This is a genomic window from Streptomyces sp. NPDC050674 (genome assembly GCF_040654575.1).
Classification (GTDB): domain Bacteria; phylum Actinomycetota; class Actinomycetes; order Streptomycetales; family Streptomycetaceae; genus Streptomyces.
Window position 1 is genome coordinate 301,962 of record NZ_JBFAIG010000002.1, and the last position, 15,893, is coordinate 317,854.

A 15,893-nucleotide genomic window follows, 5' to 3' on the forward strand; every position below is an offset into this window, starting at 1 on the left:
ACCGGCTCGCATACCCACCCCCTTCCTCCCATACGCTTGTCCCGTGACCCCCGCCGAGCTCTCCCGCACCGTGCTGCACGCCGTGCGTCGCGCTGTCGACGAGGGTGAGCTCAGCGTGAGCGTGCCGGAGCGGGCCGTGGTCGCTCCGCCGGGCCCCGGGGGCCGCGGCGACTACGCCTCCACCATCGCCCTCCAGCTGGCCCGCGCGGCCGGGCGGCCACCGCGTGACGTGGCCGAGGTCCTGCGCGCTCGGCTGCTCGACGAGCAGCGGTTCGCCGACGTCGTGGTCACCGGGCCCGGCTTCCTGAACTTCAGCCTGCACGGCACCGCCTCCGGTGACCTGGTCGACGAGATCCTGCGGCGCGGGCGGCGCTACGGGCACGCGACGAGCGGGTTCAGCGGGAGCGTCCTGCAGATCTACTGCCGGGCAGAGGTGCGGGCCGTCGTGGTCACGGACGTCGTGGCCCGTCTCGCCCGCAGTCAGGGCGACATCGTCCGCGTCAAGGGCACCGGCCGGCCCGCCCCGGAGTGGAAGTCCGTCCTCGGGGCGGACATCACCACCCGGGGGCCCCGCCTCATCCCCGACCGGTCCGTCACCGTCAGCCCCGTCCCCGCCCCCCTCGATCCCGTGCCCCTCGGCCGGGACGCCGCCCGCTGGGCCCTGCTGCATCCCGCCGCCCACGACCGGCCGCGGATCCCCGGCGACCACCTCGTCCAGCGGGAGAGCAACCCCCTCTTCCGTGTCCGGTACGCCCACGCCCGCACCCGGGCCCTCCTGCGCAACGCCGCCGACCTCGGCTTCCACCCCGAGCCCGGTCCCGTGAGCGAAGCGGGCGCGCTGCTCGCCGTACTCGGCGATCACCCCCGCGTCCTCGCCGCCACCGCCACGCATCACACCCCCGACCGCCTGGCCCGGCACCTCGTCACCGTCGCCGATGCCGCGATGCCCCTTTTCCCCTCCGTGCTGCCCCGCGGTGAGGAGAAACCCTCGGCCGCCCACCGTGCCCGGCTCGCGCTCGCCGAAGCCGCCGGGACGGTGCTGGCCGGCGGCCTGTCCCTGCTCGGCATCGACGCTCCCGACCATCTCTGAGAGACACGAACAGATCATGAGCCGTTCCGCACACCCCGCCGGGCCCCGTCACGCCGATGTCCTCCCCGAGGGCCACTACTCCGCCCCGCCCGCCGACCTCAACGCGCTGGACCCCAAGGTGTGGGCCCAGACCGTGACGCGTGACGAGGACGGCGTGGTGACCGTCGGCGGCATCCCCGTCACCCGGCTCGCCGAGGAGTTCGGCACCCCCGCCTACGTCCTGGACGAGGCCGACTTCCGGGCCCGGGCGCGGGCCTGGCGCACCGCCTTCGGGGCCGAGGCCGACGTCTTCTACGCCGGCAAGGCGTTCCTCTCGCGTGCCGTGGTGCGCTGGCTCGACGAGGAGGGGCTGAACGTCGACGTCTGCTCCGGCGGCGAGCTGGCCACCGCCCTGTCCGCCGGCATGCCCGCCGAGCGCATCGCCTTCCACGGCAACAACAAGTCCGTCGCCGAGATCACCCGGGCCGTCGAGGCGGGTGTGGGGCACATCGTGCTCGACTCCTTCCAGGAGATCGTGCGCGTCGCCCACATCGCGCAGGGCATGGGGAAGCGGCAGAAGGTTCTCATCCGCATCACCGTCGGCGTCGAGGCCCACACGCACGAGTTCATCGCCACGGCCCACGAGGACCAGAAGTTCGGCATCCCGCTGGCCGGCGGGCAGGCCGCCGAGGCCGTACGGCGGGCCCTCCAGCTCGACGGGCTGGAGCTCGTCGGCATCCACAGCCACATCGGGTCGCAGATCTTCGACATGTCCGGGTTCGAGGTCGCCGCCCACCGGGTCGTCGGGCTGCTGAAGGCCGTGCGCGACGAGCACGGTGTCGAGCTGCCCGAGATCGACCTCGGCGGCGGGCTCGGCATCGCGTACACCAGCGACGACGACCCGCGCGAGCCGCACGAGATCGCCAAGGCGCTCACCGAGATCGTCACGCGGGAATGCGAGGCCGCCCAGCTGCGCACTCCGCGCATCTCGGTCGAGCCGGGGCGGGCCATCGTCGGGCCGACCGCGTTCACGCTCTACGAGGTCGGCACGATCAAGCCCCTCGACGGGCTGCGCACCTACGTCTCCGTCGACGGCGGCATGTCGGACAACATCCGCACCGCGCTGTACGACGCCGAGTACAGCGTCGCCCTGGTGTCCCGGACCAGCGACGCCGAGCCGATGCTGGCCCGGGTCGTCGGCAAGCACTGCGAGAGCGGTGACATCGTGGTCAAGGACGCGTTCCTGCCGTCCGACCTGGCACCGGGTGACCTGGTCGCCGTGCCGGCCACCGGCGCGTACTGCCGGTCCATGGCCAGCAACTACAACCACGTGCTCCGCCCGCCGGTCGTCGCCGTGGACGGCGGGCAGGCCCGGGTGATCGTCCGCCGGGAGACCGAGGAGGACCTGCTGCGTCTCGACGTCGGCTGACCGCCGAGGGCCGGCGTCGCGGGCGGCGGAAGATCTCCTGTCTTCCGCCCCCGTGAAAATGAAATAGACATCTCACGATCCGGACCGGGGGCAGAAACTCCCGTCCGGTGAGTGAGACTGGTTCCACCGTAGACGGTAAAGAGGAAACGAGGTCGGATGATGCGTACGCGTCCGCTGAAGGTGGCGCTGCTGGGCTGTGGAGTGGTCGGCTCAGAGGTGGCGCGCATCATGACGACGCACGCCGACGACCTCACGGCCCGCATCGGGGCCCCGGTGGAACTCGCGGGTGTCGCTGTGCGACGGCCCGACCGCGTGCGTGAGGGCATCGCCGCCGAGCTCATCACCACCGACGCCACCGCCCTCGTCAAACGCGGTGACATCGACGTCGTGGTCGAGGTGATCGGCGGCATCGAGCCCGCCCGGACCCTCATCACCACCGCCTTCGAGCACGGCGCCTCCGTCGTCTCCGCCAACAAGGCGCTGCTCGCCCAGGACGGGGCCGCCCTGCACGCCGTCGCCGAGCAGCACGGCAAGGACCTCTACTACGAGGCCGCCGTCGCCGGTGCCATCCCGCTGATCCGGCCGCTGCGCGAGTCCATGGCGGGCGACAAGATCAACCGGGTGATGGGCATCGTCAACGGCACGACGAACTTCATCCTCGACGCGATGGACTCGACCGGTGCCGGCTACCAGGAGGCCCTCGACGAGGCCACCGCCCTGGGCTATGCCGAAGCCGACCCGACCGCCGACGTCGAGGGCTTCGACGCCGCCGCCAAGGCCGCCATCCTCGCCGGCATCGCCTTCCACACGCGCGTGCGCCTCGACGACGTCTACCGCGAGGGCATGACCGAGGTGACCGCCGCCGACTTCGCCTCCGCGAAGGAGATGGGCTGCACCATCAAGCTGCTCGCCATCTGCGAGCGGGCCGAGGACGGGCAGTCCGTCACCGCGCGCGTGCACCCCGCGATGATTCCGCTCAGCCACCCGCTGGCCTCCGTGCGCGGCGCCTACAACGCCGTGTTCGTCGAGTCCGACGCCGCCGGGCAGCTCATGTTCTACGGCCCCGGAGCGGGCGGTTCCCCCACCGCCTCCGCCGTGCTCGGCGACCTCGTCGCCGTCTGCCGCAACCGCCTCAGCGGCGCGAGCGGACCGGGCGAGTCCGCCTACGCCGCGCTGCGGGTGTCCCCGATGGGCGACGTGGTCACGCGGTACCACATCAGCCTCGACGTGGCCGACAAACCGGGTGTTCTCGCCCAGGTCGCGACCGTCTTCGCCGAGCACGGAGTCTCGATCGATACGGTTCGCCAATCGGGGAAGGACGGCGAGGCCTCCCTCGTCGTCGTCACGCACCGCGCGTCCGACGCCGCCCTCACCGGGACCGTCGAGGCGTTGCGCAAGCTCGACACCGTGCGTGGTGTCGCCAGCATCATGCGGGTTGAAGGAGAGTAACCAGCAATGACCCACCAGTGGCGCGGAATCATCGAGGAGTACCGGGACCGGCTGCCGGTCTCCGACACCACGCCGGTCGTGACGCTGCGCGAGGGCGGCACGCCGCTCGTGCCCGCGCAGGTGCTCTCCGAGCGCACGGGCTGCGAGGTCCACCTCAAGGTGGAGGGCGCGAACCCGACCGGTTCCTTCAAGGACCGCGGAATGACCATGGCCATCACCCGGGCCAAGGAGGAGGGCGCGCAGGCCGTCATCTGCGCCTCCACCGGCAACACGTCGGCCTCCGCAGCGGCGTACGCCGTGCGGGCCGGGATGGTGTGCGCCGTGCTCGTGCCGCAGGGCAAGATCGCGCTCGGCAAGATGGGCCAGGCCCTCGTGCACGGCGCGAAGATCCTCCAGGTCGACGGCAACTTCGACGACTGCCTCACGCTCGCGCGCGGTCTGAGCGACAACTACCCCGTGGCGCTGGTCAATTCGGTCAACCCGGTGCGGATCGAGGGTCAGAAGACGGCGGCCTTCGAGATTGTGGACATGCTCGGCGACGCGCCCGACATCCACGTCCTGCCGGTGGGCAACGCGGGCAACATCACGGCCTATTGGAAGGGCTACACGGAGTACGCCACCGACGGTGTGGCGACCCGGACCCCGCGGATGTGGGGCTTCCAGGCCTCCGGCAGTGCCCCGATCGTGCGCGGCGAGGTCGTCAAGGACCCCTCGACCATCGCCACCGCCATCCGCATCGGAAACCCGGCCTCCTGGCAGTACGCGCTCGCCGCGCGGGACGAGTCGGGCGGCTTCATCGACGAGGTGACGGACCGTGAGATCCTGCGCGCCTACCGGCTGTTGGCGTCGCAGGAGGGCGTCTTCGTCGAGCCGGCGTCCGCCGCGTCCGTCGCCGGTCTGCTGAAGGCGGCCGAGCAGGGCAAGGTCGACCCGGGCCAGCGGATCGTCTGCACCGTCACCGGCAACGGGCTGAAGGACCCCGACTGGGCCGTCGCCGGCGCCCCGCAGCCGGTCACCGTCCCCGTCGACGCGGCCACCGCGGCGGAGCGCCTGGGTCTCGCCTGAGGGCGCCCGGGCCGGTCCTGACGTGCGCCGACGCTTCGAGCGCCGGTGCAGCGCCCGACATGGTCGGGCGTAAGACGGCCCTCGCCCGGGGAGGTTCCCTACAGGGGGTGCACAGGGGGCTTACGACACGCATCGTGCGCCTCCTGTGCGCCCTATGTCGCCACAGAACCTTCCTTCGATAGGCTGTACTGAACCCGCCCGCCGCATATGCCTCCGCAGGGAGCACGGTGCCGCGCCGTCTCCGCGGCCGGGACAGCGGCCGGCCCTCGCGGCCGGCAGCCGCCCCCCTGGGTTCTCGTACGCCATCGAATGTCCACTGAACGTCATTCGACAATCACCGCAGCTCAAGGAGAGTCATCGAGCGATGGCCGGTCCAGCGTTCCGCGCCGCCGCCGTCCGGGTGCGCGTCCCCGCCACCAGCGCCAACCTCGGCCCGGGCTTCGACGCCCTCGGCCTCGCGCTGGGCTTGTACGACGACGTGGTCGTCCGGGTGGCCGACTCCGGGCTGCACATCGACATCGCGGGGGAGGGCAGCGAAACGCTCCCGCGCGACGAGCAGCACCTCCTCGTCCGTTCCCTGCGCACCGCGTTCGACCTGCTGGGCGGGCAGCCGCGCGGCCTGGAGATCGTCTGCGCCAACCGCATCCCGCACGGCAGGGGCCTCGGCTCCTCGTCGGCCGCCATCTGCGCCGGGATCGTCGCCGCCCGCGCCGTGACCATAGGAGCGGACGCCAAGCTCGACGACACGGCCCTGCTGGAACTGGCCACCGAGATCGAGGGCCACCCCGACAACGTCGCCGCGTGCCTGCTCGGCGGTTTCACGCTGTCCTGGATGGAGGGCGGCGCGGCCCGCGCGATCAGGATGGAGCCCTCGGATTCCATCGTTCCGGTGGTTTTCGTCCCCGGGAAGCCGGTCCTGACGGAAACCGCGCGCGGGCTGCTCCCGCGCACCGTGCCGCATGTCGACGCGGCCGCCAACGCCGGCCGGGCCGCCCTGCTCGTCGAGGCGCTGACGCGGCGCCCCGAACTGCTGCTGCCCGCCACCGAGGACCGCCTGCACCAGGAGTACCGCGCCCCCGCCATGCCCGAGAGCGCGGCGCTGGTGGAGCGGCTGCGGGGCGACGGCATCCCCGCGGTGATCTCCGGGGCGGGACCGACCGTCATGGCGCTGGCCGACGCCGAGAGCGCCGACAAGGTCGAGGCCCTGGCCGGCGCGGACTGGGCTGCGAACCGGCTGCGCCTCGATCAGCAGGGCGCGAGCGTGCTGCCGCTCGCGACCCCCGGTGACATCTGAAGCGCTCGATTGCCGGATTTCGAGAGGGGGAATGTTTGTTGGATCCGGTAGTGTTAACCTCAAGTCTGCACCCGACCCCACCATGGCGAGGTGCCTCGTGTCCCCGTCCGGGACAGACATTCTTCCGGGAGCCCCCCAAGCCGCACTGTGTTCCGTACGTCGGACCGTACGACGTACACGGACACTGAGCGGGGCGCAGGGCACGCTCCGGAACCGGTGCGACCACGCCGCGTGACACTGACACTGGGTGCCACGGCTCAAGGAAGCGCCATCACCAGATTCCTCCGCCGCTTAGGCGGACCACCGCCCCGGCACGGTTCACACCACACGGACCGAAGCCGGACAGCACAACCGGTCGCCGAGCCAGACAGGCCGACGTCCGCTCCAGGGAAGGACCCTTCGTGAGCGACACCACCGATCTGATGGGCGCACGTGTCGAGGAGACCGCTGCCGCGCCCGCCACGGACGCCTCCGCGCCTGCCACCGGTGCCGGCTCCCGGCGGCGCCGTGGTACCGGCCTCGAAGGCATGGTGCTGGCCGAGCTGCAGCAGGTCGCATCCGGCCTCGGCATCAGGGGCACCGCGCGCATGCGCAAGAGCCAGCTGATCGAGGTCATCAAGGAGGCGCAGGCGTCCGGCGGCGCCGCTCCGGCCGCGAAGGCCGACGCCCCCGCCGAGACCAAGCCCAAGCGCCGCGCCACCTCGCGGACCCGTACGGGCGACAACGCCGACAAGGCGGACAAGAAGGCGGACGCGAAGGAGGCCTCCCAGGCCCCCGCGGACAAGGCCGACAAGGCCGTGGCCCAGCAGCAGATCGAGATCCCCGGCCAGCCCGCGGGCGGCGCCGCCCGGTCGGGCGACAACGAGCGCGGAGACGACGCGCCCGAGCGCCGCCGTCGCCGGGCCACCGCCGAGGCCGGAGCCCCGGCTTCCGCCACGGAGACCATCGTCGCCGAGGCGAAGAGCGACTCCAAGGCCGAGACGCCGGCGCAGCAGCAGTCGCAGAACAACGAGGCCAAGTCCGACGCCGGTGACGGCGAGGGCCGTCGCCGTGACCGTCGTGAGCGCGGCCGGGACCGTGAGCGCGGTGAGCGTGGCGACCGCGGCGGCGACCGCGGCGGCGACCGGGACCGCCGCGGCGGCAAGGGCGACGACCAGCAGGGCGGCCAGCGCGGCCAGCAGCAGAGCCAGGGCGGCGGCGGCCGTCAGGACCGTGGCCAGCAGCGTCCCGACGAGGACGACGACTTCGAGGGCGGCCGTCGTGGGCGCCGCGGGCGCTACCGCGACCGCCGCGGCCGTCGGGGCCGTGACGAGGTCCAGGAGCCGCAGATCAACGAGGACGACGTCCTGATCCCCGTCGCGGGCATCCTGGACATCCTCGACAACTACGCCTTCATCCGCACGTCCGGCTACCTGCCCGGCCCGAACGACGTGTACGTCTCCCTCGCCCAGGTCCGCAAGAACGGCCTGCGCAAGGGTGACCACATCACCGGTGCCGTGCGTCAGCCCAAGGACGGCGAGCGGCGCGAGAAGTTCAACGCGCTGGTGCGCCTGGACTCCGTCAACGGCATGGCGCCCGAATCCGGGCGCGGGCGACCGGAGTTCAACAAGCTGACGCCGCTGTACCCGCAGGACCGCCTCCGCCTGGAGACGGACCCGGGCGTCCTCACCACCCGCATCATCGACCTCGTCGCGCCGATCGGTAAGGGTCAGCGCGGTCTGATCGTGGCCCCGCCGAAGACCGGCAAGACCATGATCATGCAGGCGATCGCCAACGCGATCACGCACAACAACCCCGAGTGCCACCTGATGGTCGTCCTCGTCGACGAGCGTCCGGAAGAGGTCACCGACATGCAGCGGTCGGTGAAGGGCGAGGTCATCTCCTCGACCTTCGACCGCCCGGCCGAGGACCACACCACCGTCGCCGAGCTCGCCATCGAGCGCGCCAAGCGTCTGGTGGAGCTGGGTCACGACGTGGTCGTGCTGCTCGACTCGATCACCCGCCTGGGCCGTGCGTACAACCTCGCCGCCCCGGCCTCCGGACGCATCCTGTCCGGTGGTGTCGACTCGACGGCGCTGTACCCGCCGAAGCGCTTCTTCGGTGCGGCCCGCAACATCGAGGACGGCGGTTCGCTGACGATCCTCGCCACCGCGCTGGTGGACACCGGGTCCCGCATGGACGAGGTCATCTTCGAGGAGTTCAAGGGCACCGGCAACGCGGAACTCAAGCTCGACCGCAAGCTCGCCGACAAGCGCATCTTCCCGGCGGTGGACGTCGACGCGTCCGGCACCCGCAAGGAAGAGATCCTGCTCGCCCCCGACGAGCTCGCCATCGTCTGGAAGCTGCGCCGGGTGCTGCACGCCCTCGACCAGCAGCAGGCGGTCGAGCTGCTGCTCGACAAGATGAAGCAGACGAAGTCGAACGCCGAGTTCCTGATGCAGATCCAGAAGACCACCCCGACGCCGGGCAACGGCGACTGAGGCAAGGATCGCGCAAGAGGGCCGCTCCCCGGACGGGGGGCGGCCCTTTGTGCTGGTGGTGTACGGGTAGGATCACGCTCTCTTCGAACTTGTGATCCCAAGGGGGGACATTCGTGGGTACACCCATGCCCGGGGGCGGTCGGCACAGACGCCGGATACGCATCGCGCTTCCCGTCGCCGCGGCCGGTGTCGCCGCCGCCGTCGCCGGCGCGCTGCTGTCGACGTCCGCCGGTGCGGCCACCCCGCTGCCGGAGCCGGTGGTCAGGCCCGCCGCGCACTCGCCGTCGCAGGCCGAGCTGGAGCAGCGCATCGCGGGCGGCATGGCCGGTGACGACGTCGCCGGCAAGACGAGCCAGGCCTCGCTCAGCGCGGGAACCGTCGCCGGCCGCGTCGACCCGAAGGTCATCGGTGGCAACGAGACCACCATCAGCACCGCCCCGTGGATGGCGCAGCTGCTCTACTCCGACACCCGCGGCACTTCCAGCACCCGTGACGACATCGGCTTCTTCTGCGGCGGCGCGGTCGTCGCGCCGACGAAGATCCTCACCGCCGCGCACTGCGTCAAGGGCTACGACTGGAGCGCCCACGGCGCCGTCGTCACCGGCACCTCCCGGCTGCCCTCGGACGACGGCACCGACCTGCACGGCGGTACCGCCACGGCGGTTCTGCGGCAGTGGAACCACCCGTTGTACAGCGCGACGACCGTCGACAACGACATCGCGGTGCTGACGCTCGACACCCCGGTCAAGGCCACGCCGATCCGGATGACGACGTCCGGCGACACCGCGTCGTACAAGGCCGGCACCAGCGCCAAGGTCTACGGCTGGGGCCGCACCAGCTCCACCAACGACGACATCTCCGAGACGCTGAAGACCGCCACGCTGCCCATGCAGTCCGACACCACGTGCTCCGGCGCGTACGGCAGGGACTTCATCAAGGGCCACATGGTCTGCGCCGGCAAGCCCGCCACCGGCAGCGACGCCGGCACCGTCTCCGCGTGCAACGGCGACTCCGGCGGCCCGCTGGTCGTCAACAACCGGATCGTCGGGGTCGTGTCCTGGGGCGTCGCGGACTGCGTCGAGAAGGGCGCCTACAGCGTCTTCAGCAAGGTCAGCACCTACGTCGGCGCCGCCTACCCGCGCCTCGACGACGCCAACCTCAGCGGCGACGGCAAGGCCGACCTGTGGGTGCGCAACGCCTCCACCAAGACCGGCTACTCCAAGGCGTCCAAGGGCACGTCGTTCGCCGCCCGTGAGTCCTGGGGCAACTGGGACGGTGTGAACGTCGTCCTCCAGACGGACCTCGACCGCGACGGTTACCAGGACCTTGTCTACCGGCGCAGCAGCGACGGCGATGTCTTCTGGGCCTCCGGCCGTACGGGCACCACCCGGCAGATCGCCGACAACTGGAAGACCCGCACCCGGATCATCGCCCCCGGCGACGTCACCGGCGACTACCTGCCCGACCTGCTCTCGGTCGACTCCGCGGGCGTCCTGTGGATCTACCCCGGCAACGGCAACGGCACCTTCGCGGCCCGCGTGCAGGTCGGCTCCGGCTGGAACCAGTACAACTCCGTGCGCGGCAAGGGCGACTTCAACGGGGACGGCAAGGCCGACCTGATCGCCCGCAGCAAGTCGGGCGGTTACCTCTACCTCTACAAGGGCACGGGCAAGGCCGGCTCGGGCGCCTTCTCGGCCCGGGTCAAGGTGCGCACGTGGGACGGCTACAACGCCTTCGACGCGACCGGTGACGTCACCGGCGACGGCAAGGCCGACTTCCTGGCCCGCACCCCCGGCGGCACGCTGTACCTGTACGCCGGAACCGGCAAGGGGACCAGCGAGATCTTCGCCACAAGGCAGTCCGTCGGCACCGATTTCAAGCAATACGACATCTTCGGCTGAAACCGCAGGTGAGCGGGGTTCACCCCGCTGTGACGATCACGGACCGTGCCCGCCGCTCCACGCGGCGGGCACGGTCCGTTGTGCAACCCTTTCCCGAGTTTCTCCGTCTGTCCTGGTGGGGCGACGATAGTGCGAGGAAGGGTCTTCTCCGGCCACGCCTGGCACTGACCGCAGGGGGTAACCGACCGTAGAAGAGCTGAGGAGTACATGTCTGCCGAGAGCACGCCGGACCCGGTGATACCGGGTGAGAACGGCACGAGCGGAGCGCGTGGTCGTGGCAAGGGCCGACGCCGCAAGCCCCAGAAGCGCCACAAGGGCTTGCTGATCACGGCCTGGACCGCCGCGGGCATCGTCGTGCTGGGCGGCGCCGGAGCCGGGTACGTGTACTTCACGCTCAACGGCAATCTCAAGAGCGTCGACATCGACCAGGCCCTCGGCACGGACCGGCCAGAGAAGGTCGACAACGGCTCCGAGAACATCCTGGTCCTCGGCTCCGACACCCGCGCCGGCGGCAACAAGAAGCTCGGCGGCGGCACCGACGACGGCAGCGCCCGCTCCGACACCGCGATGATCGTGCACGTCTACAAGGGCCACAAGAAGGCCAGCGTGGTCTCCATCCCGCGCGACACCCTCATCGACCGGCCCTCCTGCACGGACACCCACGGCGACGAGCACCCCGCCGCCCACGGCGTGATGTTCAACTCCGCGTACTCCACCGGCGGGGCGGCCTGCGCCGTGAAGACCGTCGAGTCGATCACCGACCTGCGCATGGACCACTACCTGGAGGTCGACTTCTCCGGCTTCCAGAAGCTCATCGACGACCTCGGCGGCGTCGAGATCACCACGACCAAGAGCATCGACGACCCCGACAGCCATCTGAAGCTGAAGGCCGGCACCCACACGCTGAACGGCGAGCAGGCCCTCGGCCTGGTCCGCACAAGACACGGCGTCGGCGACGGCTCCGACCTGGGCCGCATCCAGCTCCAGCAGGCCTTCATCAAGGCCCTGGTCCACCAGATCAAGGACGTCGGCGTCTTCTCCAACCCGAAGAAGCTGCTCGACCTCGCGGAGACGGCGACCCAGGCGGTGACGACCGACTCCGACCTCGGCTCGGTCAACAAGCTCGCGTCTTTCGCCGGCGGCCTGAAGGGCATCAGCCCCTCCGGCATGCACATGATCACGATGCCGGTGGTCTACGACCCCGCCGACCCCAACCGCGTCCTCCTCCAGAAGAAGAAGGCCGACCAGATCTGGAAGGCCCTGGAGCAGGACAAGCCGATCCCGAAGAGCGCGACGGAAGGCTCCGCGACCGGTGAAGCGAAGGGTGTGGTGAGTAGCTCTTAGGGGCGCGGGGAACTGCGCGAGCAACCACGGACGGCCCGCAGGGAACAAACAACAGCAACCCCCGGTTTTGGGAGTAGGCCCCAGTCCTGGCAGACTGGTACGTCGGCTCCGGTTCACGCTCCCGCATCCCGCGTCAGCGACCCGGCGCCCTCCCGAACCTAGGAGACACCTTGAAGCGCGACATCCACCCCGAGTACGTCGAGACGCAGGTCAGCTGCACCTGTGGCGCGTCGTTCACCACCCGCAGCACCATCGAGTCCGGCACCATCCGCGCCGATGTCTGCTCCGAGTGCCACCCGTTCTACACGGGCAAGCAGAAGATCCTCGACACCGGTGGCCGTGTGGCCCGCTTCGAGGCCCGCTTCGGCAAGGCCGCCGGCTCCAAGAAGTAGCGAGCCTCAATGCGCCGGTCCACGGACGCGCCCCTCCACCGGGCGCTCCTGGACCGGCGTTTTTGGTCGCCCGCCCTTCACCCCCCGTCCGTTCACAGGAGCCCAAGATGTTCGAGGCCGTCGAGGAACTCGTCGCCGAGCACGCCGATCTGGAGAAGAAGCTCGCCGACCCGTCGGTCCACTCCGACCAGGCCAACGCGCGCAAGCTGAACAAGCGTTACGCCGAGCTCACCCCGATCGTCGCCACGTACCGCTCCTGGAAGCAGACCGGTGACGACATCGAGACTGCGCGCGAACTGGGCGCCGACGACCCGGAGTTCGCCGCCGAGGTCAAGGAGCTGGAGAAGGCCCGCGACGAGCTCACGGAGAAGCTGCGGCTGCTCCTGGTGCCGCGCGACCCCAGCGACGACAAGGACGTCATCCTGGAGATCAAGGCGGGCGCGGGCGGCGACGAGTCGGCCCTGTTCGCCGGTGACCTGCTGCGCATGTACCTGCGCTACGCCGAGCGCGTCGGCTGGAAGACCGAGATCATCGACGCCACCGAGTCCGAGCTGGGCGGCTACAAGGACGTCCAGGTCGCCGTGAAGACCAAGGGCGGCCAGGGCGCGACCGAGCCCGGGCAGGGCGTGTGGGCCCGGCTGAAGTACGAGGGCGGTGTGCACCGCGTGCAGCGCGTGCCCGCGACGGAGTCCCAGGGTCGTATCCACACCTCCGCCGCCGGTGTGCTGGTCACGCCCGAGGCGGAGGAGGTAGACGTCGAGATCAACCCCAACGACCTGCGCATCGACGTCTACCGGTCCTCCGGGCCCGGCGGGCAGTCCGTCAACACCACCGACTCCGCCGTGCGCATCACGCACATCCCCACCGGAGTCGTCGCCTCCTGTCAGAACGAGAAGAGCCAGCTGCAGAACAAGGAGCAGGCCTTGCGTATCCTGCGCTCCAGGCTGCTCGCGGCGGCGCAGGAGGAGGCGGAGAGGGAGGCAGCGGACGCGCGCCGCAGCCAGGTCCGCACCGTCGACCGCTCCGAGAAGATCCGCACGTACAACTACCCGGAGAACCGCATCTCGGACCACCGGGTCGGCTTCAAGGCGTACAACCTGGACCAGGTCCTGGACGGGGACCTCGACGCGGTCATCCAGGCCTGCGTCGACGCGGACTCGGCCGCGAAACTGGCGGCCGCGTAAGGCACGTGCGGGCACGTACGAGCACGTACGAGTACTACGGAGGACTTGCGTGAACCTGCTGCTCGCGGAGGTGGCCCAGGCCACCCAGCGGCTCGCCGACGCCGGCGTGCCCTCGCCGCGCACCGACGCGGAGGAACTCGCCGCGTTCGTGCACGGCGTCAAGCGCGGCGAGCTGCACTCCGTCAAGGACTCCGACTTCGACGCCCGCTACTGGGAGGTCATCGCCCGCCGCGAGGCGCGTGAGCCGCTCCAGCACATCACCGGGCGCGCCTACTTCCGCTACCTGGAACTCCAGGTCGGGCCCGGGGTGTTCGTGCCGCGGCCCGAGACGGAGTCCGTGGTCGGCTGGGCCATAGACGCCGTGCGCGCCATGGACGTCGTCGAGCCGTGCATCGTCGACCTGTGCACCGGCTCCGGCGCCATCGCGCTCGCCCTCGCCCAGGAGGTGCCGCGCTCGCGCGTGCACGCGGTCGAGCTGTCCGAGGACGCCCTCAAGTGGACCCGCAAGAACGTCGAGGGCTCCAGGGTCGACCTGCGGCAGGGCAACGCCCTCACCGCCTTCCCGGACCTCGACGGCCAGGTCGACCTGGTCATCACCAACCCGCCGTACATCCCGCTCACCGAGTGGGAGTACGTCGCCCCCGAGGCCCGGGACTACGACCCCGACATGGCCCTCTTCTCCGGTGAGGACGGCCTCGACCTCATCCGCGGCCTGGAACGCACCGCGCACCGGCTGCTGCGCCCCGGCGGCGTGGTCGTCGTCGAGCACGCCGACACCCAGGGCGGCCAGGTGCCGTGGATCTTCGCCGAGGACCGCGGCTGGACCGACGCCGCCGACCACCCGGACCTGAACAACCGCCCGCGCTTCGCCACGGCCCGCAAGGCACTGCCGTGAGCACCCCGCAGTCTTCATCCCAGCAGCACGTGTACGAGGAGGCCAGCTAAAGATGGCACGGCGATACGACACCAACGACGCGACCGACCGTGTGACCGGTCTGCGCGAGGCAGCGTCCGCCGTCCGCCGAGGCGAGCTCGTGGTGCTGCCGACGGACACGGTCTACGGCATCGGCGCCGACGCGTTCTCCTCGGAGGCGGTCGCCGACCTGCTGGACGCGAAGGGCCGGGGCCGTAACATGCCCACCCCCGTCCTCATCGGCTCCCCGAACACGCTGCACGGCCTCGTCACGGACTTCTCCGAGCTGGCCTGGGAGCTGGTCGACGCCTTCTGGCCGGGCGCGCTGACCCTCGTCGCCCGGCACCAGCCGTCCCTCCAGTGGGACCTCGGCGACACCCGGGGCACCGTCGCCGTGCGCATGCCGCTGCACCCCGTCGCCATCGAGCTGCTCACCGAGGTCGGCCCCATGGCCGTGTCCTCCGCCAACCTCACCGGGCACCCGGCGCCGGAGAACTGCGACGCCGCCCAGGAGATGCTCGGCGACTCCGTGTCCGTCTACCTCGACGGCGGCCCCACCCCCGGCAACGTCCCGTCGTCGATCGTCGACGTCACCCGCGAGGTGCCCCTGCTGCTGCGCGCGGGCGCCCTGTCGGCGGACGAGCTGCGCAAGGTCGTACCCGACCTCGAGGTGGCGAATTGACGGCCCCTGGATCGGGGCGTGGCATAGGCAACGGGGAAAGCGCGGCGGAGATCACGACGACCTTCGTGGGACTTCCGCGCGACAGCTTCCGCATCCTCCACGTCAGCACCGGCAACGTGTGCCGCTCGCCCATCACCGAGCGGCTGACCCGGCATTTCGTCAAGGAGCGGCTCGGCATCCTGGGCGGCGGGCTCGTCGTGGAGAGCGCGGGCACCTGGGGCCACGAGGGGGCGCCCATGGAGGCCCACGCGGAGACCGTGCTGGCCGACTTCGGCGCGGACGCGTCCGGCTTCACCGGGCGCGAGCTCCTCGACGAGCACGTCATCCGCGCCGACCTGGTGCTGACCGCCACCCGCGACCACCGGGCGCAGGTCATCTCCATGGGCCACTCGGCCGGCCTGCGGACCTTCACGCTCAAGGAGTTCACCCGTCTGGTCAAGGCGATCGACCCGGCGACCCTGCCGCCCCTGGAGGACGGCGTGGTCGTCCGCGCGCGCGCCCTGGTCCGCGCCGCGGCGGCTCTACGCGGGTGGCTGCTCGCCCCGAACGCCGAGGCCGACGAGGTCTACGACCCGTACGGCGCGCCCCTGACGTTCTTCCGGTCCATCGGGGACGAGATACACCAGGCACTCGATCCGGTCGTCACGGCGCTCACGGGCGTCCCCGCACGGACGTAACGGCCGAGCGCTCC

The 15,893-nt window shown here is 71.0% G+C and carries 13 protein-coding genes; all 13 read left to right on the forward strand.

All coding sequences use genetic code 11. The features are described 5' to 3' along the window. Window positions 1-43 precede the first annotated feature (43 nt). The 13 genes from nrtL (at window position 44) to AB0I06_RS04785 (ending at window position 15,879) form a co-directional block, all read left to right on the forward strand. Window positions 44-1,090, forward strand: coding sequence for an ArgS-related anticodon-binding protein NrtL (nrtL, locus tag AB0I06_RS04725; protein ID WP_363117284.1), 1,047 nt, complete (start codon window positions 44-46; stop codon window positions 1,088-1,090). A 16-nt stretch (window positions 1,091-1,106) separates the two neighbouring features. After that, complete coding sequence (gene lysA / locus AB0I06_RS04730) at window positions 1,107-2,498, forward strand: diaminopimelate decarboxylase (protein ID WP_363117285.1); 1,392 nt, start codon at window positions 1,107-1,109, stop codon at window positions 2,496-2,498. A 156-nt stretch (window positions 2,499-2,654) separates the two neighbouring features. Next, window positions 2,655-3,947, forward strand: a complete 1,293-nt coding sequence (locus AB0I06_RS04735) for a homoserine dehydrogenase (RefSeq protein WP_363117286.1) — start codon at window positions 2,655-2,657, stop codon at window positions 3,945-3,947. Between the two features lie 6 nt (window positions 3,948-3,953). Continuing rightward, entirely contained in the window at window positions 3,954-5,012 is a 1,059-nt protein-coding gene (thrC, locus tag AB0I06_RS04740; RefSeq protein WP_363117287.1) for a threonine synthase, read from the forward strand. Window positions 5,013-5,376: 364 nt separating this feature from the next. Then, the gene (gene thrB, locus AB0I06_RS04745) at window positions 5,377-6,306 is read left to right on the forward strand and encodes a homoserine kinase (protein WP_363117288.1); all 930 of its coding nucleotides are present in this window, start codon (window positions 5,377-5,379) and stop codon (window positions 6,304-6,306) included. A gap of 401 nt (window positions 6,307-6,707) precedes the next feature. Next, window positions 6,708-8,786, forward strand: coding sequence for a transcription termination factor Rho (gene rho, locus AB0I06_RS04750; RefSeq protein ID WP_363117289.1), 2,079 nt, complete (start codon window positions 6,708-6,710; stop codon window positions 8,784-8,786). A gap of 125 nt (window positions 8,787-8,911) precedes the next feature. Next, a complete protein-coding gene (locus tag AB0I06_RS04755; RefSeq protein WP_363117683.1) occupies window positions 8,912-10,687 on the forward strand; it encodes a trypsin-like serine protease in 1,776 nt (591 codons plus the stop codon). A 207-nt stretch (window positions 10,688-10,894) separates the two neighbouring features. Continuing rightward, window positions 10,895-12,031, forward strand: a complete 1,137-nt coding sequence (locus AB0I06_RS04760) for an LCP family protein (protein WP_363117290.1) — start codon at window positions 10,895-10,897, stop codon at window positions 12,029-12,031. A 170-nt stretch (window positions 12,032-12,201) separates the two neighbouring features. Continuing rightward, window positions 12,202-12,423 carry a 50S ribosomal protein L31 gene (gene rpmE, locus AB0I06_RS04765; RefSeq protein ID WP_003992975.1) on the forward strand — a complete coding sequence of 74 codons (222 nt, stop codon included), beginning with the start codon at window positions 12,202-12,204 and terminating at the stop codon, window positions 12,421-12,423. 107 nt (window positions 12,424-12,530) lie between these two features. Beyond that, window positions 12,531-13,607, forward strand: a complete 1,077-nt coding sequence (gene prfA / locus AB0I06_RS04770; protein ID WP_363117291.1) for a peptide chain release factor 1 — start codon at window positions 12,531-12,533, stop codon at window positions 13,605-13,607. A 49-nt stretch (window positions 13,608-13,656) separates the two neighbouring features. After that, window positions 13,657-14,502 carry a peptide chain release factor N(5)-glutamine methyltransferase gene (gene prmC, locus AB0I06_RS04775; protein WP_234848501.1) on the forward strand — a complete coding sequence of 282 codons (846 nt, stop codon included), beginning with the start codon at window positions 13,657-13,659 and terminating at the stop codon, window positions 14,500-14,502. A 52-nt stretch (window positions 14,503-14,554) separates the two neighbouring features. Continuing rightward, window positions 14,555-15,202: an L-threonylcarbamoyladenylate synthase gene (locus AB0I06_RS04780; protein ID WP_356436139.1), complete on the forward strand. Its 648-nt coding sequence runs from the start codon at window positions 14,555-14,557 to the stop codon at window positions 15,200-15,202. Further along, complete coding sequence (locus AB0I06_RS04785) at window positions 15,199-15,879, forward strand: protein-tyrosine-phosphatase (protein ID WP_363117292.1); 681 nt, start codon at window positions 15,199-15,201, stop codon at window positions 15,877-15,879. The genes AB0I06_RS04780 and AB0I06_RS04785 overlap by 4 nt, the downstream gene beginning before the upstream one ends. The last annotated feature ends 14 nt before the right edge of the window (window positions 15,880-15,893 follow it).